Genomic DNA, 20,555 nt, shown 5'->3' with positions numbered 1-20,555 from the left:
TTTAGATTGATTAGGGGGAATTGAAAGTGGAAAAAGGTCGTCTATTATACGAAGGTAAAGCAAAACAATTATTCGAAACAGAAGATGAAGATATATTGTTTGTATCCTATAAGGACAGCGCTACTGCATTTAACGGTGAGAAAAAGGAAAACATCGATGGAAAAGGTATTTTAAACAATAAAATCACAACGATCCTTTTCGAGCAACTAAAAAGCAAAGGAATTGAATCCCACTTTGTAGAGAAGATCTCAGACAATGAGCAACTTGTTCGCAAAGTGGATATCATTCCACTTGAAGTAGTAGTCCGTAATATTGCAGCTGGTAGCCTATCAAAGAGATTGGGAATCGAAGAGGGAACACCTTTAAAGCACACCATCGTAGAATTTTATTATAAGGACGATGACCTCGGAGATCCTTTATTAACAAATGCTCATATAGAATTACTAGCACTTGCTACACCAAAGGAAATAGAAACACTTCAATCGATGGCACTAGAAATCAATAAAGTGCTTCAGCCTATCTTTAAAGAAATAGGTGTAACCCTAATCGATTTTAAATTAGAGTTTGGAAAAACGGTAGATGGTGAAATCCTTCTTGCTGATGAAATTTCTCCCGACACTTGTAGATTATGGGACGACAAAACAAATAACAAACTAGACAAAGATGTGTTTAGACGTAATTTAGGAAGCTTAACAGAAGTTTATGAAATAATACTTTCCCGCCTAGGAGGATTATCCAAATGAAAAAAGTTAAAGTGTATGTGACATTACGTGAAAGTGTTTTAGATCCACAAGGTTCTGCAGTTATGGGAGCTCTTCATTCAATGGAATATAACGAAGTGAAGGATGTTCGTATCGGAAAATTTTTAGAGCTTCAATTGGAAGAGGGAACTCGTGATATAGATACAGTAGTTAAAGAAATGTGTGAAAAACTTCTAACCAATACAGTAATCGAAGACTATCGCTATGAAGTTGAGGAGGCTGTAAGCAAATGAAGTTTGCAGTAATTGTATTTCCAGGATCGAACTGTGATTTAGATATGTATCATGCGATCAAAGATGAGCTTGGGGAAGAAGTAGAATACGTTTGGCATGATGAAAAGGATTTAAGCGGATTTGATGGTATTTTATTGCCAGGAGGATTCTCTTATGGGGATTACCTACGCTGTGGTGCCATGGCTAACCAATCTAACGTAATGTCAGAAGTAGTTAAAGCTGCAGAAGCAGGCAAGCCGGTTCTTGGTATTTGTAATGGATTCCAAGTGTTAACTGAAGCAGGGTTGCTACCAGGAGCGCTTCTACGTAATAAAAATCTTAAATTCATGTGCCGTACCGTGGAATTAAAAGTTATTAATACTGCTACACAGTTTACAACTGGCTACGAAAAAGACGAAATAATACAAATTCCAATCGCACATGGTGAGGGAAATTATTATTGTGACGATGAAACTCTTACTAGATTAAAAAATAATAACCAAATCGTTTTCACATACGCTTCAGACAATCCAAACGGAAGCATCGAGGATATTGCAGGTATTGTCAATGAAAAGGGAAATGTGCTTGGCATGATGCCTCATCCAGAGCGTGCTGTACATGATCTTGTGGGTGGCTCGGATGGACTAGCATTATTCAAATCAATAGTTAAACAGTGGAGGGAAACTCATGTCAGTCATGCTTGAACCAAATCCAATGCAAATTAAAGAACAAAAAATATATGCTCAAATGGGAATGTCAGATTCAGAGTTTGAGATGGTGGAGAAAATTCTTGGACGTCTACCGAACTATACAGAAACCGGCTTATTTTCAGTTATGTGGTCTGAGCATTGTTCGTATAAAAACTCTAAACCGGTTTTAAGTAAGTTCCCTACTAAAGGAGAGCATGTTTTACAGGGGCCAGGTGAAGGTGCTGGAATCGTTGATATTGGTGATGGTCAAGCAGTTGTATTTAAAATGGAGTCCCATAACCATCCATCTGCAATTGAACCTTATCAAGGAGCAGCAACTGGTGTAGGCGGTATTATCCGTGATGTTTTCTCGATGGGAGCTCGTCCAATTGCAATGCTGAACTCACTTCGTTTTGGAGAGCTAAAGACTCCGCGTGTGAAATATTTATTCGAAGAGGTAGTAGCAGGTATTGCCGGCTATGGTAACTGTATAGGAATTCCAACAGTAGGCGGAGAAATTCAATTTGACGACTGCTACGAAGGAAATCCACTTGTTAATGCAATGTGTGTTGGGCTTATCAATCATGAGGATATTCAAAAAGGGATTGCGGCTGGTGAAGGTAACACAGTAATGTACGCTGGAGCAAAAACTGGGCGTGATGGTATTCATGGAGCGACATTCGCATCGGAAGAATTAACAGAAGCTTCAGAAGAAAAGCGTCCTGCTGTTCAAGTAGGAGATCCTTTCATGGAGAAACTTCTATTAGAAGCTTGTCTAGAAGTGATTAAATCAGATGCTTTGATCGGTATTCAAGATATGGGTGCGGCAGGATTAACTTCTTCATCCGCTGAGATGGCGTCCAAAGCTGGCTTCGGTGTAGAAATGAACTTAGACTTTGTGCCACAGCGTGAAACTGGAATGACTGCATATGAAATGATGCTTTCTGAATCACAGGAGCGTATGCTAATCGTTGTGAAAAAAGGCCGTGAGGATGAGATTGTAGAAATCTTTGAAAAATACGACCTGGATTGTGTAGCGGTTGGTAAAGTTACGAGTGATAAAATGCTTCGCTTAATCCATAACGGAGAAGTAGTAGCGAATGTTCCTGCAGATGCACTTGCAGAAGAAGCGCCAGTTTATTATAAACCATCATCAGTACCTGCTTACTATACAGAATTCCAAGCGATGGAAAATGTAGAGCCTGCAGTTTCAGATTATAAAGAGACTTTATTAAGCCTACTTCAACAACCAACAATAGCTTCTAAAGAATGGGTTTATGATCAATACGACTACCAAGTACGTACAAGTACAGTTGTAACACCTGGTTCGGATGCTGCGGTAGTTCGAGTTCGTGGGACTAATAAAGGACTAGCTATGACAACAGATTGTAATTCTCGTTATATCTATCTAGACCCAGTAGTCGGCGGTAAGATTGCAGTAGCTGAGGCGGCTCGTAATGTCGTTTGTTCAGGTGCAAAACCACTTGCTATTACTGACTGCTTAAACTTTGGTAATCCAGAGAACCCAGAAATTTTCTGGCAAATTGAGAAATCAGCAGACGGTATTTCAGAGGCTTGTATCGCATTAGAATCACCAGTAATTGGTGGGAACGTTTCGTTATATAACGAGCGTAGTGGAACAGCAGTTTACCCAACGCCAACAATTGGTCTAGTAGGACTTGTAGAGGACCTTGCACATGTAACTACTCAATCAGTGAAACAAGCGGGAGATATTGTATATGTAATTGGAGAAACAAAAACTGAGTTTGGTGGGTCTGAGCTTCAAAAATTAGTTGAAAAACGTATTTTTGGGAAAGCACCATCGATTGATCTTGAAGTAGAAGTTGCTCGTCAAAAAGCTCTTCTTGAAGCGATCAAAACAGGCGTTGTTCAATCAGCACATGATATCTCTGAAGGCGGCTTTGCAGTAGCATTAGCTGAAAAAGCATTCGGCGCAGTTGGACTTGGGGTAGAAGTTACAATTGGTGGTTCGGCAACAAGTGCATTATTCAGTGAATCTCAATCACGCTTTATCGTAACGGTAAAACCAGAACATGCTAGTAAGTTTGAAGAAATCGTAGCAGATGCAGTACAAATTGGTACAGTAACTGATTCTAATAATATAGTAATCTCACATCAAGACGGAACTACTTGGATTAGCGGTTCTGTTGATGAATTCCGTTCCGCTTGGAAAGGAGCAATACCATGCTTGCTGAACTCAGAGGCTTAAACGAAGAATGTGGTGTATTCGGGATTTGGGGACATCCAAATCCTGCGGCCATGACTTATTACGGATTACATGCACTTCAGCATAGAGGGCAAGAAGGTGCTGGAATTATTGTGACGGATGGTAATAGTCTACGCGCGGTTAAAGGGGAAGGCCTAGTAAACGATGTATTTAATAATGGCAAGTTAGAGAAATTAGAAGGTCATTCAGCAGTGGGACATGTTCGCTATGCTACTTCTGGTGGGTCTGGAATTGAAAATGTCCAGCCTTTATTGTTTAACTCGACAACTGGTGGCCTTGCAATTGCCCATAACGGAAATATCGTAAACGCTACACGTTTAAAACGTAACTTAGAACAGCAAGGTAGTATTTTCCAAACTACTTCTGATACAGAGGTTCTTGCACACTTATTGAAGAAAAGTAATCTTGCTTCATTCGAGGATCGTGCAAAACAAGCATTACGTTTATTAGATGGAGCTTTTGCTGTTGTTATTATGACTGAACATGCGATGTATGTAGCACAGGATCCACAGGGCATGCGTCCTCTTTCTTTAGGGATGCTTGACGGGGCTTGGGTTGTTGCGTCTGAAACAAGTGCATTCGATTTAATAGGGGCAGAGCTAGTTCGTTCGATTGATCCAGGCGAGTTATTAATTATTAATGAAGACGGCTGCCGTTCAGAGCGTTATGTAGAGAAAAAAGATCGCGCTATTTGTACGATGGAATATGTGTATTTTTCTCGCCCTGATTCAGATATTGATGGGATTAATATCCATATGGCTAGAAAACGTCTTGGCAAGCAGCTTGCGAAAGAATTGTCTATTGATGCCGATGTCGTAACAGGTGTACCTGATTCAAGTATTTCTGCTGCTATTGGTTTTTCAGAAGCTACTGGAATTCCTTATGAGCTTGGTCTTATTAAGAATCGTTATGTTGGCAGAACATTTATCCAACCGTCTCAAGACTTACGCGAGCGGGGAGTGAAGATGAAGCTTTCACCAGTACGTCAGGTTGTAAATGGCAAGCGAGTTGTCATGGTGGATGATTCGATTGTTCGTGGAACGACATCACGCCGTATTGTGAAGATGCTTAAGGATGCAGGAGCGAAAGAGGTTCATGTTGTTATTAGCTCTCCACCTTTAAAGAATCCATGTTTTTACGGCATTGATATAAGTTCAGATTCAGAGCTAATCGCTGCTAATAATACAGTGGAAGAAATGCGTGAATTGATCGGAGCAGACTCGTTAACATTCTTATCGGTTGAAGGAATGGTAGAGGCAATTGGAAGATCAGATGACGAAAAAAACTGTGGGCATTGTTTAGCATGCTTTACTGGAGAATATCCTACAAGTATTTACGCGGATACGAAATTACCACATGAAAAAGAGCTTGTTCGATAGGAGGATTTTACATGTCAAAAGCATATGAAAAAGCAGGCGTGAATATTGAAGCAGGGTATGAAGCCGTGCAAAGAATGAAATCACATGTCGAGCGTACAGCTAGAAAAGGAATCATGGGTACTTTCGGTGGTTTCGGTGGGATGTTCGATTTATCTTCATTGAATTATAAGGAACCTGTTTTGATCTCTGGAACAGATGGTGTTGGAACAAAATTGAAGCTTGCCTTTATGACAGATTCCCACGATACAATCGGTGTAGACTGTGTCGCAATGTGTGTCAATGATATCGTTGCACAGGGAGCAGAGCCTCTATTTTTCTTAGATTATGTAGCAGTAGGTAAGGCGTTCCCTGAACGAATTGAACAAATTGTTAAAGGTGTAGCAGATGGCTGTGTACAATCTGGAGCGGCGTTAATCGGCGGGGAAACAGCAGAAATGCCAGGTCTATACGAGGAAGATGAGTATGATCTTGCTGGATTTGCAGTTGGCGCATGTGAAAAATCGAAAATCGTAACTGGTGAGAATATTGCAGAAGGTGATGTGCTAGTGGGTATTGCTTCAAGCGGTGTTCACTCGAATGGATATTCACTTGTACGTAAAATTATATTTGAAGAACAAGGCTACTCTCCAAGTGATGTCGTAGAAGGGTATGAAGCGTTAGGTGAAATTGGTAGAGCTCTTTTAACACCTACGAAAATTTATGCGAAGCCAGTAATGGAAATGCATCAAGATCTATCTATTCATGGGATGGCTCATGTTACAGGTGGAGGGTTTTACGAAAATCTACCTCGTATGATGCCTGATGGTTTGGCTGTTGAAGTTGAACTTGGTTCATGGAAAGTGCTACCTATATTTGACTTGTTAAAGGAAAAAGGCGAGCTAGCGGACCGTGATTTATATAATGTATTTAATATGGGAGTAGGCTTTGTACTTGCGCTTTCTGCTGAAGAAGCGGAAAAAGCGATTGCAATTGCGGAAGCTCATGGAGAAAAAGCATATACAATTGGACGTGTTGTGAAAGGTGAAGGTGTTATCTTCAACGGAACACATGACGGGAGTTTAGTGTAATGACCGGAGTGACGAAATTTGCTGTGTTTGCGTCAGGTAGTGGGACGAACTTTCAAGCTATTTATGATGCAATACAGGAGGGGGATCTTTATGGCGAGGCAGTGTTAGTAGTTACCGATAAGCCTGGCGCTTTAGTAGTAAAGCGTGCAGAGAATGCGGGCATTGAAACACTTGCTATAAAACCTTCAAGTTTTCCTTCCAAGTCAGCTTATGAAGATGCCATTTTAGAAAAGCTTAATAAGCTAGATGTGGAATGGATTGTCCTAGCTGGATATATGCGCCTGATCGGTGATGTATTATTACAAGCATTTCCTAATCGAATTATCAATATCCATCCTTCGTTACTACCTGCTTTTCCAGGGAAAGATGCCATTGGACAAGCAATGGAGCATGGAGTGAAGGTAACCGGAGTAACGGTTCACTATGTGGACGCAGGAATGGATACGGGAACTATAATAGCTCAGCAAGCTGTAGAGGTAGTAGAAGACAGTAGAGAACAAACTGAAGAACGCATACATGCAGTAGAGCATGCATTGTATACGAAAGCATTACAGCAGTTGTTTGGTTTAGATAAGTGAAACATTGAACCCGTTACAGGCTGGTGCTTGCTTCTTCTCTGCGGGGGGCTCGGCTTGATCAATATTCCAACTGGAGCCGCCGCCTTTCACTGCAATCAATTAAAAGGTAGTTCTTCTCATCGGCAGTCAATAGGATGTGCGCCTTAAACGCCGCATGAGCGCGAAGAATGAGATTTCAAAAGGATGAAGGAGCCGGGCTTTATTTGCCGCGACGAGTTTTGCGCAGGAGCAAAAGTGACACATCCTGAAGGTTCATGCGTAGCGTGCGGCAGCGCACAACCGTATTGAATAGACATCTATAGGCAAATATCTTATTTTCATACCCGCTTACTTGTTTTAGCATGTCAGTTAATTGCTCTCAGGTAAGATTTACTTCTCAACAACTATGAACACAACTAGAACTACCAATTTAAGGAGGAATTATGGTGTCAAAACGTGCGTTAATTAGTCTTTCAGATAAATCAGGAATTCTCGAGTTTGCAAAAGAGTTGGAACTACTTGGCTATGAAATTTTATCGACTGGTGGAACAAAAACATTTTTAGAACAAAATGGGGTTGCTATTACATCAGTAGACCAAGTAACAAACTTTCCAGAAATTTTGGATGGTCGAGTAAAAACATTAAATCCAATGATACATGGTGGTTTATTGGCAAAGCATGACGACCCTTCTCACCAAGCACAACTAGAAGAGCATCAAATAACTCCTATTCAAGTAGTTTGTGTAAATTTATATCCTTTCCGAGAAACAATTTCTAAGCAAGATGTGGCGTTTGAAGATGCTATTGAAAATATTGATATCGGTGGTCCATCAATGCTTCGTTCGGCAGCGAAAAATCATCAGTATGTAACAGTGGTAACAGATGCATCTGATTATGATGAAGTGCTTGCTCAGTTAAAAGGGACTGGTGAGACGACACTTGAAACACGACGCAAACTTGCTGCAAAAGTGTTCCGTCACACAGCTGCGTACGATGCGTTGATCGCTGGCTATATGACTGATTTAACTGGAGAAGAGTTCCCAGAATTATTAACACTTACATATGAACGTAAGCAATCTTTACGTTATGGTGAAAATCCACATCAACAAGCAGCATTTTACAAACGACCACTTGGCTCTGATTTCTCTATTGCTTCTGCCACTCAATTGCACGGGAAAGAGCTATCTTATAACAATATCCAAGATGCCAATGCTGCTATTCAAATAGTAAAAGAATTCAAGCTTCCAGCTGCAGTAGCGGTAAAACATATGAACCCGTGTGGTGTTGGGACAGGCGAAACAATTTCTGATGCTTTCAACAAAGCATATGAAGCAGATTCTACGTCTATTTTCGGTGGGATTGTTGCTTTAAACCGTGAAGTAGATGCAGCAACTGCAAAAGTATTAGCGGGTATTTTCTTAGAAATCATCATTGCTCCTTCATTCTCTGATGAGGCGATTGCAATGCTAACAGCGAAGAAAAACATTCGTCTTCTAACTATTTCTTATGAGCAAACTAAAAAGGATGCTTGGAATACAGTATCTGTGGAAGGTGGATTACTAGTTCAATCCCCTGATACATTCGGATTAAAAGATGCAGATGTGAAAGTCGTTACAGACCGAGAGCCAACTGCTGAAGAATGGAAAGCATTAGAGCTTGGCTGGAGCGTAGTTAAACACGTAAAATCTAATGCAATTGTAGTAGCAACAGAGGATATGACCATTGGTGTTGGTGCAGGGCAGATGAACCGCGTAGGATCAGCTAAGATCGCTTTAGAGCAAGCTGGAGAACGTGCACAAGGAGCAGGTCTTGCTTCAGATGCATTCTTCCCAATGAATGATACGGTGGAAGCGGCAGCTAAAGCAGGTATTACAGCTATTATTCAAACAGGTGGATCAGTGAAAGACCAGGATTCTATCGACAAGGCGAATGAATATGGCATCGCGATGGTATTCACTGGCGTACGTCATTTCAAACACTAAGGAGGAATTTCTAGATGAATATTCTCGTAATTGGTAGTGGCGGCCGTGAGCATGCGATCGCCAAGCAATTCATGGATTCTCCATCAGTTGAAAACGTATTTGTAGCTCCTGGTAATGACGGTATGTCAAGGGATGTTCAGATTGTTTCTATTGATGCGTTGGCTTTTGAGGAGCTAGCAAACTTTGCAAAGGATAATAAAATCGATTTAACATTTGTTGGACCCGAGCAACCACTTGCAGCTGGCATCGTGGATTATTTTGAAGCAGAGGGGTTACGCATATTTGGACCGACAAAAGCTGCTGCTCAAATCGAAGGTAGTAAGGCATTTGCAAAAGAAATTATGGATAAATACAATATTCCGACTGCCGCATATGAAACTTTCACAGAAGTAGATAAAGCAAAAGCATATATCGAGAAGCTAGGTGCCCCAATCGTTGTGAAGGCAGATGGACTTGCTGCTGGTAAAGGTGTAGTAGTTGCCATGACAGTAGAGGAAGCAAACCAAGCTGTGGAAGACATGATCGGCAATCAGTTATACGGAGAATCCTCATCACGCGTAGTCATTGAGGAGTATTTAGACGGGGAAGAATTCTCCTTTATGTCATTCGTGCATAAAGGTCAAATTTACCCAATGGTCATCGCTCAGGATCATAAACGTGCCTATGAAGGTGATAAAGGACCAAACACAGGCGGAATGGGTGCTTATTCACCAGTTCCACAAATTTCCTTAGATACTGTTGATATAGCTTACGAAACAGTGGTTGTCCCAACAGTGAATGCAATGACAGCTGAAGGAATTTCTTTTACTGGTATTCTTTACGCAGGACTTATTTTGACGAATGAAGGACCAAAAGTAATCGAGTTCAACGCACGTTTTGGGGATCCGGAGACGCAAGTAGTATTGCCAAGAATGACGAATGATTTCGGAAAGTTTATGACAGCATTAATGGATGAAACACCGTTTGAATTAACTTGGTCAAATGAAGCGATGCTTGGTGTTGTAATTGCATCAGAGGGTTACCCAACTGACGTAAAAAAAGGTGCTAAGCTTCCAGATTTAAGTACATTAACTGACGCTGGCTTATACGTTTTCCACGCTGGTACAAGAGCAGATGGCGAAGACTTTATCGCCAGTGGAGGACGTGTCATCCTCGTGGCAGCTAGCGAGTCTACTTTAATAAAAGCACAACAAAAAGTATATGAAGGCTTAGCTCAATTAGAATGGGATGGTCTATTCTTCCGTAAAGATATTGGCTGGCGTACATTTCAATAATGGATGAACAGGCAAGGAAAAACGACATGTTTTTCTTTGTCTTTTTTTATGGGTTTGATTTAAGTTTTCCTATTTCCTAATTTTCCTAAAAGATTTCTCCAAAATTAAAATTCAATACTTTGCTTTACTAAAGTACTATGCTAATATTATTTTTATGAGAGTCAATTTTACAATTACTGCTATCTATAAATAACACGGACGTTAACGTGATTTTACATACGATTATTCGCTGATACAAAGTGGATTTCGTTAATTGTAGTGGAAGACATCCACCTGGAGCGGATATCAACTTTGTTCGGATATCACTACTTATTACTCTATTAAGTAAACAAAAGAAAGGAGAATGAATGGAATGCAATATCCCATTTGGAAGATTGAAGAAATAAGGCATCAAATTGATGTGGTCAATGGAACGCAGTCTCCAGACATTGTTATTACTAATGCAACGTTTCTGCATAGTCATTTAAAGAAATGGATTACAGGAAACATCTGGATTGTGAAAGATCGAATTGTTTATACAGGTTCTGAGATGCCATTGGTTACTGACCAAACAGAGGTATATGATGCAACAGGTCAAAAAATAGTACCTGGTTATATTGAGCCTCATGTACATCCTTTCCAGCTTTATAATCCACAAACATTCGCGGACTATGCTGCTCAATTAGGAACGACAACATTTATCGCAGATAACTTAACATTTTTCTTGATGCTTGAAAATAAGAAAGCGTTTTCATTGATAGATGAACTTGGAAAAATGCCATTTTCTTTCTATTGGTGGGCACGTTTTGATTCTCAAACGGAGTTAGAAAATGAAGAAGAATTGTTTACTTCAAAAACGGTAGGAGAATGGATTAATCGCCCTGATGTCATTATGGGTGGTGAGTTAACTGGATGGCCGCGCTTGCTTTCTGGTGATGATCAAATGCTTTATTGGATGCAGCAAGCCAAGACAAATGGTATGAAAATTGAAGGACATTTTCCTGGAGCTTCTGAGCGTACGCTTGCTAGGATGCGCTTACTAGGAGCAGATGGAGATCATGAGGCGATGACCATAGAAGAAGTGGAACGGCGTATTCTTCATGGGTATGCGGTAACACTCCGTCATTCGTCGATACGTCCTGATCTTCCTCATCTACTAAAAGATATTTTAGAAAGGGATCTTCATATTTTTGATCATTTAATGATGACGACTGATGGAGCTACACCTTCTTTTCATGTAGATGGGGTCATGGATAAATGTATTCAAGTCGCACTAGACGCAGGTGTAAAACCGATTGATGCCTATTTGATGGCATCCTTTAATGTGGCGAAATACTATAATTTGTCCAATTTACATGGCGTAATTGCAACGGGACGTTTTGCAAATCTCAACTTCTTAAAGGATGAGCAAAGTCCTATCCCATTAAGTGTGCTATCCAAAGGAGTTTGGTTGAAGAAAGAGCAGCAAAAGACGAAAGAACTAGAGCCAATTGACTGGTCATCTATGCCGGACCTTAACCTGTCATTTGATGTATCTGAAAGTGATTTTCAGTTCTCTATGCCATTTGGAATAGAAATGGTAAATGATGTAATTACAAAACCTTATTCCATCAGCATAGATACAACTGATTTAGAGCTTTCTAAAAATCATGACGAAAGTTTTCTGTTGTTAATAGATCGCAAAGGGAAGTGGAAAGTTTCTACCCTTATTAAAGGGTTTGCAACTTCTCTAATGGGCTTCGCCTCTTCGTACTCGAATACAGGAGATATTTTATTGATCGGAAAGAACAAAAAAAGTATGCAACAAGCCTTCCGCGAAGTAAAAAAAATGAATGGTGGAATTGTCATTGTAGAGGATGAACAAGTCATTTGTTCTATTGAGCTACCAATAGGTGGGGTACTCTCAAATAAGTCATTAGAAGAATTAATAGAAGAGGAGCTAGTATTAAAGAGAGAACTAGCTACTAGAGGATTTAAGCATGGGGATGCGATATACACATTGTTATTTCTTCAAGCGACACACTTACCATATGTAAGAATTACGCAAAGAGGAATTTTTGATGTGATGAAAAAACAAGTATTATTTCCAGCATTAATGAGATAGGGGGACGTAGGTTGTGTTCAAACGATGGGGGATTTTAGTAGCCGCAAGTGTACTTCTTGTAGCCTGTTCCAATGAGGCGGAAGGACAAGAAGAAGTAAATCCAGTGGAAGAGGTAATAGACGAAATTGTGGAGGAAGTAGAAGTTCCAGAAGAGGAGACAACATTGCCTTATATGGCTCCTTTCACTGGTATTGGCGTAGAAAAAGAATTGACGCAAAGACCTGTATTAGTCACTATAAATAATCATCCGCTCGCACGTCCACAGTCGGGAATCTCAAAAGCGGATGTCATTTACGAAATGTTAGCAGAAGGCAATGTAACAAGATTTTTAGCAGTGTATCAAAGTGAGATTCCAGAAAAACTTGGTCCTGTTAGAAGTGCTAGAGACTACTTTGTGGACATTGCCAAAGGGCTGGACGCATTTTATATTGCACATGGATATAGTCCAGATGCTCAAAAAATGCTGAATTCGGGAGTAGTTGATAACATAAATGGGATGCAATACGACGGTATATTATTTGAGCGATCAAGTGAGCGAAAAGCTCCGCATAATTCGTATATTTCAAAGGATAATGTTTTAGCAGGTGCAGAAAAAGTAGGGGCTTCGATGGAAATTAGTAAAATACCAAAGTTCTCTTTCTTTGAATCCTTTGAAGGGGTAAAACTTGGTAACCCAGTATCTAGCTTTTCTATCCATTACGGCTCGGGCTCCTCTTTTGAAAATAAATATACGTATTTTTCCGATGAAGGTATATATAAAAGAGAGACCGCTGGAGTTCTAACAATAGATAAAGAGACGGACGAAGCTATTAAAATTGCAAATGTAATATGTATGGAAATGCCTCATAAAGTTATTGATAGTTCTGGTCGACTTCAGTTATCTTTAAATGATGGAGGAAGAGCTTATATTTTTCAAGCGGGTATTATGAAGGAAATCGAATGGGAAAATATCGATGGAATTCTCATGCCAATGGAAAATGGAGTACCTGCTAAATTAGTACCTGGACAGACCTGGATTAGTTTTATACCAACAAGTCCTGGATTAGAGGAAATGGTAACTTATTTACCTTAACATAGCCAATTCAAAGAAAGAGGAGGATGACCGCAATGCAAATTGAGAAAATAAAAGGCAATCAAACGGAACAACTATTTAAAGCGGTATTAGAATTAAAAGATATGGAAGAATGCTATCGATTTTTTGATGACCTATGTACGATAAGTGAAATTCAATCCTTGGCACAGCGTTTCGAGGTAGCTCATTTATTGCGATTGAAGAAAACATATGAATCTATAAAAAAAGAAACTGGGGCAAGTACTGCAACAATTTCACGAGTAAGACGAGCATACGACTATGGTAATGGCACCTACGATGAAATGTTAGGGCGCCTATATCCCGAAGAAAATTCGGCACCAACAATAAAGTGAAACTCCAATCAGTGGGGTTTTCTTCATCCCCCACTAAGTGACTCAGGCAATTAACGCCGCATCGTGCAGCAATGCCTGAGTGACCAACATCGGCCTTCCCGTTAATAGGATTAAAGAGTAGGAAGAAAAATATAAGTTTTCAAAATATGTAAGAACATGTACTGAACAGCGATGTCTGTTCAGTTTTTTTGTTATAATAGAAAAAGTGAAACTTCAATTAGAATGGGGCTCTTTATCCCCTACTGATTGAAAATTGAACTCAAGCAAATAACACGGCGTTGTGCGGCAATGCCAAAGTGACCACCCCCCGTTAATACGGGATAAATGTTAACTAATTAGATGTAGGTGAAAAAAATGGAATATAAAGATTGGCGACATATATTTAAGTTAGACCCGGCAAAACCTATAGATGCAGAGGCTCTTGAAAAGATATGCGAATCTGGTACAGATGCGATTATCATCGGGGGATCAGATAATGTCACGCTTGACAATGTGATAGATTTGCTAATGCGTATTAGAAGATATGCAGTTCCTGTGGCGTTAGAGGTATCTACGATTGAATCTATTACTCCTGGATTTGATTATTATTTTATACCGAGTGTGTTAAATAGCTCTGAAACGAAGTGGGTAAAGGATTTACATCATGCAGCTACTAAAGAGTTTGGGGAAGTTATGAATTGGGATGAAATTATTCCAGAGGGATATTGTATTTTAAATCCTGATTGTAAAGCAGCAAAACTGACAAACGCAGTGAATCCAGACAGTGAAGAGGATATCGTAGCGTATGCGGAAATGGTGGAGTATTTGTTCAAATTCCCTATATTCTACATGGAATATAGTGGGGTATATGGTGATGTAAATACAGTAAAAAAAGTGAAGGACCGTTTAAAAAACACAAAGCTATTTTATGGTGGGGGTATTCAAACGGAGGAGCATGCAAGACAAATGGCTACCTATGCGGATACAATCATTGTGGGCAATCAGGTATATGACAACTTGGCAGAAGCGTTAAAGACAGTTCAAGCTGTAAAGAACATTGAGTAAATAAAAGAATTACGATATGATAGAACAAATGTTCTGGAGGAAGGAAGTGCACTATGGAAATCATCGCGAAAAACTTATTGAATGGTATGAATAAAGAACAAGAAGAAGCCGTGAAGACAACAGAAGGTCCACTTCTTATTATGGCAGGTGCAGGATCTGGTAAAACGCGTGTATTAACGCATCGAATCGCATACTTGATCGTCGAAAAGGAAGTATATCCATCGAAAATTTTAGCGATCACCTTTACAAACAAAGCAGCAAGAGAGATGCGAGAACGTATAGATGGCTTATTAGGACCAGGAACTGGGGAAAGAATGTGGGTATCTACATTTCACTCCATGTGCGTACGTATTTTAAGAAGAGATATTGATCGAATTGGATACACAAAAAACTTTTCGATACTAGATACAAGTGACCAATTGACCGTTATTAAAAATGTATTAAAAGAGCAAAATATTGATTCGAAACAATATGACCCTCGCTCGATGCTAAATGCCATCAGTGGCGCCAAAAATATTTGTATTGATTCGGATACATATCGTGCACAGATGAATGAGATGAATCCGTTTGAAAAGACAGTGGCAAATGTGTATCAAAGCTATCAAAAAAAATTGAGAAAGAACCAATCACTCGATTTTGATGATTTGATCATGCTGACATTGACATTGTTCAAACGAGTTCCTGATGTACTTGAGTTTTACCAAAATAAATTCCAGTATATCCATGTGGATGAATATCAGGATACGAACAAAGCTCAGTACGAATTAGTGCAAATGCTTGCTAAAAAGTTCAAAAATATTTGTGTCGTTGGTGACTCGGATCAATCGATTTATCGCTGGCGTGGAGCAGATATTCAGAATATCCTATCGTTTGAAAAGGATTACCCTAACGCAAAAGCGATTATGTTAGAACAAAATTATCGTTCTTCTCAACGAATCCTACAGGCTGCAAACGACGTCATTGGAAATAACACGAGTAGATATCCAAAGGTTTTACGAACGGAGAATCTAGAAGGGGAAAAACTCGAGTTATTCCGTGCGATGAATGAACATCAGGAAGCACAGTATGTTGTACAAAAAATCCAAGAATTAATGGAATTAGAAAATCGTACATTAAATGATTTTGCAATTTTGTATCGCACGAATGCTCAATCTCGTGTGATGGAGGAAGTGCTCGTTAAATCGAATATGGCATATACAATTGTGGGAGGCACAAAGTTCTATGATCGCAAAGAGATTAAAGACTTACTTGCCTATTTACGTTTAATAGCCAATAACGATGATGATTTATCACTTGCTCGAATTATTAATGAGCCTAAACGAAATATCGGAGCAACGTCTTTTGAACGTATGGCGCTCTATGCACTAGACCAAGACCGTTCGATTTTAGATGCATTAAATGAAGTCGACTTCATGGGGATACCAGCTCGTGCTGTAAATTCTGTTATTCAATTCCAAGGGCTAATCAATAATTTGACCCAAATGCAGGAATTTTTGTCTGTCACAGAAATTGTTGAGCAAGTGCTTGATAAAACGGGCTACCGTACGATGCTAAAAAATGAAAAGACTATTGAAGCGGAAAGTCGATTAGAAAATATTGAAGAGTTTTTATCTGTAACGAAAGCATTTGAGGAAAAGAGTGAGGACAAGTCATTAGTTGCATTTTTGACAGATTTGGCTCTTATCTCCGATATAGATAAATTGGATGAAGATGAAGATATATCTAAAGGAAATATTATTTTAATGACGATGCATGCGGCAAAAGGCTTGGAATTCCCAGTAGTATTTATCATTGGAATGGAAGAAAATATCTTCCCACATTCACGATCACTTGGTGATGATGATGAAATGGAAGAGGAACGACGCCTGGCCTACGTGGGAATCACCCGAGCAGAAGAAAGACTTGTAATTACTTGTGCGCAGTCCCGAACTATATTTGGTCGTGGCAGTTTTAATAGCCCATCTCGTTTTATCAAAGAAATTTCAGATGATATTATTGAGGTCGTTGGTTGGACTAAAGACATTGGCAAAAATCCAGAAAAACATGCAAAAGCTATTGGTAATGCTCGTAAAGCAGTAGTTACTCGTCCAGCATATAACGAATCAGGTGGGGAGAAAATGGGCTGGCAGGTTGGTGATAAAGCGGCTCATAAAAAATGGGGCGAAGGTATGGTTGTCAGTGTTCGTGGCGAAGGTGAGAATACCGAGCTAGATATTGCATTTCCAAGTCCTACGGGTATTAAGCGTCTACTCGCTAAATTTGCCCCAATCGAAAAAGTATAACAACAGGAGGAACCCTGGATGGATCAGTTAGAACAACGAGTACAAGAACTACACAAGCTGTTAAATGATTATGGTCATGCCTATTATGTATTAGATGATCCTATTGTTCCAGATGCCGTTTACGATCAATATTTGCATGAGCTAATAGCCTTGGAGGAACAAAATCCAGATTTAATATTACCGGATTCTCCTACTCAGCGAGTTGGTTCCATCGTAAGTGAAGGCTTTAAAAAAGTAACCCATGCAAACCCAATGCTTAGTCTATCGAATGCTTTTAACGAAGCGGATCTGCGTGATTTCGACAAACGTATTCAAGGTATTATCGATGAATCACCAACGTATGTATGTGAATTGAAGATTGATGGACTTGCAATTTCCCTATTATATGTGGATGGTCTTTTAGTAAGAGGGGCTACCCGTGGGGATGGTACGACTGGTGAGGATATTACAAGTAATATTAAAACCATTCGTTCCATTCCTATGCGCTTAAAGGAAAAGGTAACTATGGAGGCAAGAGGAGAGGCATATATGCCAAAGTCTTCCTTCGCAAAGTTGAATGAAGAACGCACAGCACAAGCAGAGGTATTATTTGCAAATCCTCGTAATGCAGCAGCAGGCTCTTTACGTCAGCTCGACCCTAAAATAACGGCTAGCCGTAATTTATCAATGTTCGTCTATGGTATGGGTGGCGACGGTGAGGACCAGAATATAGACAATCATTTAGATGCACTAGGATTTATGAAAAAACAGGGATTACCTACTAATAAGGAAACAAAAAAATGTACATCCATCGAAGAAGTACTTAGCTTTATAGAAGAGTGGACGGAAAAAAGACATGACATTCCATATGAAATTGATGGAATTGTTATAAAAGTAAATGACTATGCACAGCAAGAAGAGCTAGGATTTACTGCGAAAAGTCCACGATTTGCTATAGCTTATAAATTTCCAGCAGAGGAAGTAGTCACGAAAATTATCGATATCGACTTAACAGTTGGTCGCACGGGTGTTGTTACTCCAACTGCTATTTTAGAGCCAGCACAAGTGGCGGGATCTACTGTCCAACGTGCTACACTTCATAACGAAGATTTAATCCGTGAAAAGGATATTCGAATCGGTGATCGTGTCATTATCCGAAAAGCAGGAGATATAATTCCTGAAGTAGTAGCCGTTATAACTGCAGAGAGAAAAGGCACGGAAGTACCATACGAAATGCCTACCAATTGTCCGGTTTGTGAAAGTGAATTAGTTAGAATTGAAGAAGAAGTCGCACTTCGTTGTGTAAATCCACAATGTCCTGCCCAAATTCAAGAAGGTATTTACCACTTTGCTTCTCGCAATGCGATGAATATTGATGGACTTGGAGAAAAAGTGGTGGAACAGTTATTTAGAGAACAACTCATCAAAGATATTTCAGATTTATATACATTAACAGTGGATGATTTAGTAAAGCTGGAGCGTATGGGACTAAAATCTGCAACTAATTTAGTGGAAGCAATAGAAGCATCAAAAGCAAATTCAATGGAGCGAGTATTATTCGGACTTGGAATTCGTCATATTGGAGAAAAAGCTGCAAAAATACTTTCGGAGAATTTTCATAACTTTGAAGCATTAATGAAAGCAACAAAAGATGAGCTTATAGCTATTTTTGAAATTGGTGATAAAATGGCAGATTCATTAGTGACCTATTTTGAACAGGATGAGGTCCAGTTATTGATTGGTCGATTAAAAGATGCAGGATTGACGCTACAGTATACTGGTAGAATTATTGATGCAGCTGTAATGGAAAACAGCCCATTTGCGGGTAAAACAGTTGTATTAACAGGGAAGCTTATCCAACTAACTCGGACAGAAGCAAAAGAAAAAATAGAGTCATTAGGTGGCAAAGTTGCCGGAAGTGTCAGTAAGAAAACGGATTTAGTCATTGCTGGAGAAGAAGCAGGATCTAAACTAGAAAAAGCAACAAGCCTTGGTATCGAGGTTTGGGATGAACAAAAATTATTAGACTCCGTAACGGAGTAAGGGAGTGGCGAACATGACCAAAAAACACATAGGCATGTTGACACTGGCTTTATTACTAACGGTCTCTGGTTGTGCTCCTTCTTTGGGTGACGAAACAGAGGTTTTACAAAATACAGAAGAAGAAGAGACCAAAACAGTAATAATTCCGAGTTTGCAGCTAGACGAAACATATTACCGAACATTATTACCTTATGAGGAAAGCGCGAGTAGAGGATTAGTATTATCTAATTTATCTACTAAATACGATATGAAGGAAGTGGAAAACGGACTTCTTCGTATATCTCAAAATGAGTTCTCACCGGATAAGTATTTGTTCCAGGAAGGGCAGTACCTAGATACGAGCACCCTAAAGGATTGGCTAGCTAGAAGCAATCAAGAAGAAGGTGGATTAAATCCAAGTGATGAAGGTTTAGTTGGAGAAGAAAAGGCCCAAAAAGCACCAGTCTATATAACGCATATCGTGGAACAAAATTATTTAGAAAAGAAAGATAATGCAGTAAGTCTATCTGGAATTTCCATAGGTTTGGCGTTAAATTCAACGTATTACTATACGAAGGAAGCATATGGTGCTACTTATGAAGAGAAACTAACACAAGCTCAAATTGAAGAGAATGGTAAACGGATTGCCGAAGAAGTAGTTACCCGTTTACGCAAAATGGATGGTCTTGCGGATATTCCAATTGTAGTAGGATTGTTCAAGCAAAATAGCCGGAATGCAGTTGTTCCAGGAACATATTTTACGTATAGTACAGCACCGGCAGGGAAAAATGTTTCTGATTGGAAGGCTAATGACGAAGAATATGTTCTATTCCCTACAGCGGACTCTCAAGAAAAATATCGTGATTTAGATACAATTTTCCGTAACTTCAAACAGGATGTAGAGTTGTATTTCTCTAATTACACAAGCATTATTGGGACAGGGTATTTTAAAGACAAACAACTGCAAAAGTGGACCATCACTATTCCTATTCAGTTTTATGGAACCGCAGAGGTGATTGGATTTACACAGCATCTCGCAGGCTTGATAAAAGATCATTTTAATCCTTCGATGAATATCGAAGTACAAGTGAATTCGTTAGATGGTGCAGAAGCATTGCTTGTGAAAAAGCCTGGTGATGAAGAGGCATATGTGCATATATACTCCCAATAAGCTATGGTTACTCTCTGTTCAAGCAGAGTGAAAAATGATATGATATTTCTTATGGTTATTGAATTCGGAGGTGTGATAAATGGCGGAATTAACAAAAGAAGAAGTAAAGCATGTTGCGCATCTTGCAAGACTTGCAATTACGGAAGAAGAAGCAGAAAAGTTTGCACTACAACTAGGGGCAATTACGGAATTTGCTGAGCAATTAAAAGAATTGGATACAACAAATGTAGAACCTACTACACATGTCCTACCATTAGTAAATGTGCTAAGAGAAGACGTTGCTACTAAAGGGCTGGATCGTGAAGTTATGATGTTAAATGTGAAAGAACAAGAAGCTGGTCAAGTAAAAGTACCATCAATTATGGACTAATAGATGTAAG

The 20,555-nt window shown here is 39.5% G+C and carries 17 protein-coding genes; all 17 read left to right on the top strand.

All coding sequences use genetic code 11. The features are described from left to right. Window positions 1-26 precede the first annotated feature (26 nt). The 17 genes from purC (at window position 27) to gatC (ending at window position 20,545) form a co-directional block, all read left to right on the top strand. Complete coding sequence (gene purC, locus KD050_RS06915; RefSeq protein ID WP_211895465.1) at window positions 27-743, top strand: phosphoribosylaminoimidazolesuccinocarboxamide synthase; 717 nt, start codon at window positions 27-29, stop codon at window positions 741-743. Then, window positions 740-994 carry a phosphoribosylformylglycinamidine synthase subunit PurS gene (gene purS, locus KD050_RS06910; RefSeq protein ID WP_211895464.1) on the top strand — a complete coding sequence of 85 codons (255 nt, stop codon included), beginning with the start codon at window positions 740-742 and terminating at the stop codon, window positions 992-994. The genes purC and purS overlap by 4 nt, the downstream gene beginning before the upstream one ends. Continuing rightward, window positions 991-1,677 (top strand): phosphoribosylformylglycinamidine synthase subunit PurQ, encoded by a 687-nt coding sequence (gene purQ / locus KD050_RS06905; RefSeq protein WP_211895463.1) that lies wholly within the window; start codon window positions 991-993, stop codon window positions 1,675-1,677. Before purS ends, purQ begins: the two co-directional genes overlap by 4 nt. Further along, complete coding sequence (gene purL / locus KD050_RS06900; protein WP_211895462.1) at window positions 1,661-3,892, top strand: phosphoribosylformylglycinamidine synthase subunit PurL; 2,232 nt, start codon at window positions 1,661-1,663, stop codon at window positions 3,890-3,892. Before purQ ends, purL begins: the two co-directional genes overlap by 17 nt. Then, complete coding sequence (gene purF, locus KD050_RS06895) at window positions 3,868-5,289, top strand: amidophosphoribosyltransferase (protein ID WP_211895461.1); 1,422 nt, start codon at window positions 3,868-3,870, stop codon at window positions 5,287-5,289. The genes purL and purF overlap by 25 nt, the downstream gene beginning before the upstream one ends. An 11-nt stretch (window positions 5,290-5,300) precedes the next feature. Next, on the top strand, window positions 5,301-6,356 hold the full coding sequence (gene purM / locus KD050_RS06890; RefSeq protein WP_211895460.1) for a phosphoribosylformylglycinamidine cyclo-ligase: 1,056 nt from the start codon (window positions 5,301-5,303) through the stop codon (window positions 6,354-6,356). Next, window positions 6,356-6,934 carry a phosphoribosylglycinamide formyltransferase gene (purN, locus tag KD050_RS06885; protein ID WP_211895459.1) on the top strand — a complete coding sequence of 193 codons (579 nt, stop codon included), beginning with the start codon at window positions 6,356-6,358 and terminating at the stop codon, window positions 6,932-6,934. Before purM ends, purN begins: the two co-directional genes overlap by 1 nt. Window positions 6,935-7,359: 425 nt before the next feature. Beyond that, window positions 7,360-8,895 carry a bifunctional phosphoribosylaminoimidazolecarboxamide formyltransferase/IMP cyclohydrolase gene (purH, locus tag KD050_RS06880; protein WP_211895458.1) on the top strand — a complete coding sequence of 512 codons (1,536 nt, stop codon included), beginning with the start codon at window positions 7,360-7,362 and terminating at the stop codon, window positions 8,893-8,895. Between the two features lie 14 nt (window positions 8,896-8,909). Continuing rightward, window positions 8,910-10,169: a phosphoribosylamine--glycine ligase gene (gene purD, locus KD050_RS06875; RefSeq protein ID WP_211895457.1), complete on the top strand. Its 1,260-nt coding sequence runs from the start codon at window positions 8,910-8,912 to the stop codon at window positions 10,167-10,169. A gap of 352 nt (window positions 10,170-10,521) precedes the next feature. Continuing rightward, window positions 10,522-12,252: an adenine deaminase C-terminal domain-containing protein gene (locus KD050_RS06870; RefSeq protein ID WP_211895456.1), complete on the top strand. Its 1,731-nt coding sequence runs from the start codon at window positions 10,522-10,524 to the stop codon at window positions 12,250-12,252. 13 nt (window positions 12,253-12,265) lie between these two features. After that, a complete protein-coding gene (locus tag KD050_RS06865; RefSeq protein WP_235753932.1) occupies window positions 12,266-13,324 on the top strand; it encodes a DUF3048 domain-containing protein in 1,059 nt (352 codons plus the stop codon). Between the two features lie 35 nt (window positions 13,325-13,359). Further along, complete coding sequence (locus KD050_RS06860) at window positions 13,360-13,677, top strand: YerC/YecD family TrpR-related protein (protein WP_211895455.1); 318 nt, start codon at window positions 13,360-13,362, stop codon at window positions 13,675-13,677. Window positions 13,678-14,031: 354 nt separating this feature from the next. Then, window positions 14,032-14,721 carry a heptaprenylglyceryl phosphate synthase gene (locus tag KD050_RS06855; RefSeq protein ID WP_211895454.1) on the top strand — a complete coding sequence of 230 codons (690 nt, stop codon included), beginning with the start codon at window positions 14,032-14,034 and terminating at the stop codon, window positions 14,719-14,721. 53 nt (window positions 14,722-14,774) lie between these two features. Next, a complete protein-coding gene (gene pcrA / locus KD050_RS06850; RefSeq protein WP_211895453.1) occupies window positions 14,775-17,003 on the top strand; it encodes a DNA helicase PcrA in 2,229 nt (742 codons plus the stop codon). A gap of 18 nt (window positions 17,004-17,021) precedes the next feature. After that, window positions 17,022-19,025 carry an NAD-dependent DNA ligase LigA gene (gene ligA / locus KD050_RS06845; RefSeq protein ID WP_211895452.1) on the top strand — a complete coding sequence of 668 codons (2,004 nt, stop codon included), beginning with the start codon at window positions 17,022-17,024 and terminating at the stop codon, window positions 19,023-19,025. A 13-nt stretch (window positions 19,026-19,038) separates the two neighbouring features. After that, entirely contained in the window at window positions 19,039-20,175 is a 1,137-nt protein-coding gene (locus KD050_RS06840) for a CamS family sex pheromone protein (RefSeq protein ID WP_235753931.1), read from the top strand. A 79-nt stretch (window positions 20,176-20,254) separates the two neighbouring features. Next, complete coding sequence (gene gatC, locus KD050_RS06835) at window positions 20,255-20,545, top strand: Asp-tRNA(Asn)/Glu-tRNA(Gln) amidotransferase subunit GatC (protein WP_211895451.1); 291 nt, start codon at window positions 20,255-20,257, stop codon at window positions 20,543-20,545. Window positions 20,546-20,555: the final 10 nt, after the last annotated feature.

Origin of the sequence: Psychrobacillus sp. INOP01 (genome assembly GCF_018140925.1) — a bacterium.
In the GTDB taxonomy this organism is placed as follows: Bacteria; Bacillota; Bacilli; order Bacillales_A; family Planococcaceae; genus Psychrobacillus.
This window is presented reverse-complemented; position numbering and strand designations above follow the sequence as displayed.

Coding starts and splice junctions, on each gene's coding strand:
- purF (WP_211895461.1), top strand. CDS start 3,868: ATGCTTGCTGAACTCAGAGGCTTAAACGAAGAATGTGGTGTATTCGGG.
- purQ (WP_211895463.1), top strand. CDS start 991: ATGAAGTTTGCAGTAATTGTATTTCCAGGATCGAACTGTGATTTAGAT.
- pcrA (WP_211895453.1), top strand. CDS start 14,775: ATGGAAATCATCGCGAAAAACTTATTGAATGGTATGAATAAAGAACAA.
- KD050_RS06860 (WP_211895455.1), top strand. CDS start 13,360: ATGCAAATTGAGAAAATAAAAGGCAATCAAACGGAACAACTATTTAAA.
- purS (WP_211895464.1), top strand. CDS start 740: ATGAAAAAAGTTAAAGTGTATGTGACATTACGTGAAAGTGTTTTAGAT.
- ligA (WP_211895452.1), top strand. CDS start 17,022: ATGGATCAGTTAGAACAACGAGTACAAGAACTACACAAGCTGTTAAAT.
- purD (WP_211895457.1), top strand. CDS start 8,910: ATGAATATTCTCGTAATTGGTAGTGGCGGCCGTGAGCATGCGATCGCC.
- KD050_RS06840 (WP_235753931.1), top strand. CDS start 19,039: ATGACCAAAAAACACATAGGCATGTTGACACTGGCTTTATTACTAACG.
- KD050_RS06855 (WP_211895454.1), top strand. CDS start 14,032: ATGGAATATAAAGATTGGCGACATATATTTAAGTTAGACCCGGCAAAA.
- gatC (WP_211895451.1), top strand. CDS start 20,255: ATGGCGGAATTAACAAAAGAAGAAGTAAAGCATGTTGCGCATCTTGCA.
- purN (WP_211895459.1), top strand. CDS start 6,356: ATGACCGGAGTGACGAAATTTGCTGTGTTTGCGTCAGGTAGTGGGACG.
- KD050_RS06870 (WP_211895456.1), top strand. CDS start 10,522: ATGCAATATCCCATTTGGAAGATTGAAGAAATAAGGCATCAAATTGAT.
- purL (WP_211895462.1), top strand. CDS start 1,661: ATGTCAGTCATGCTTGAACCAAATCCAATGCAAATTAAAGAACAAAAA.
- purM (WP_211895460.1), top strand. CDS start 5,301: ATGTCAAAAGCATATGAAAAAGCAGGCGTGAATATTGAAGCAGGGTAT.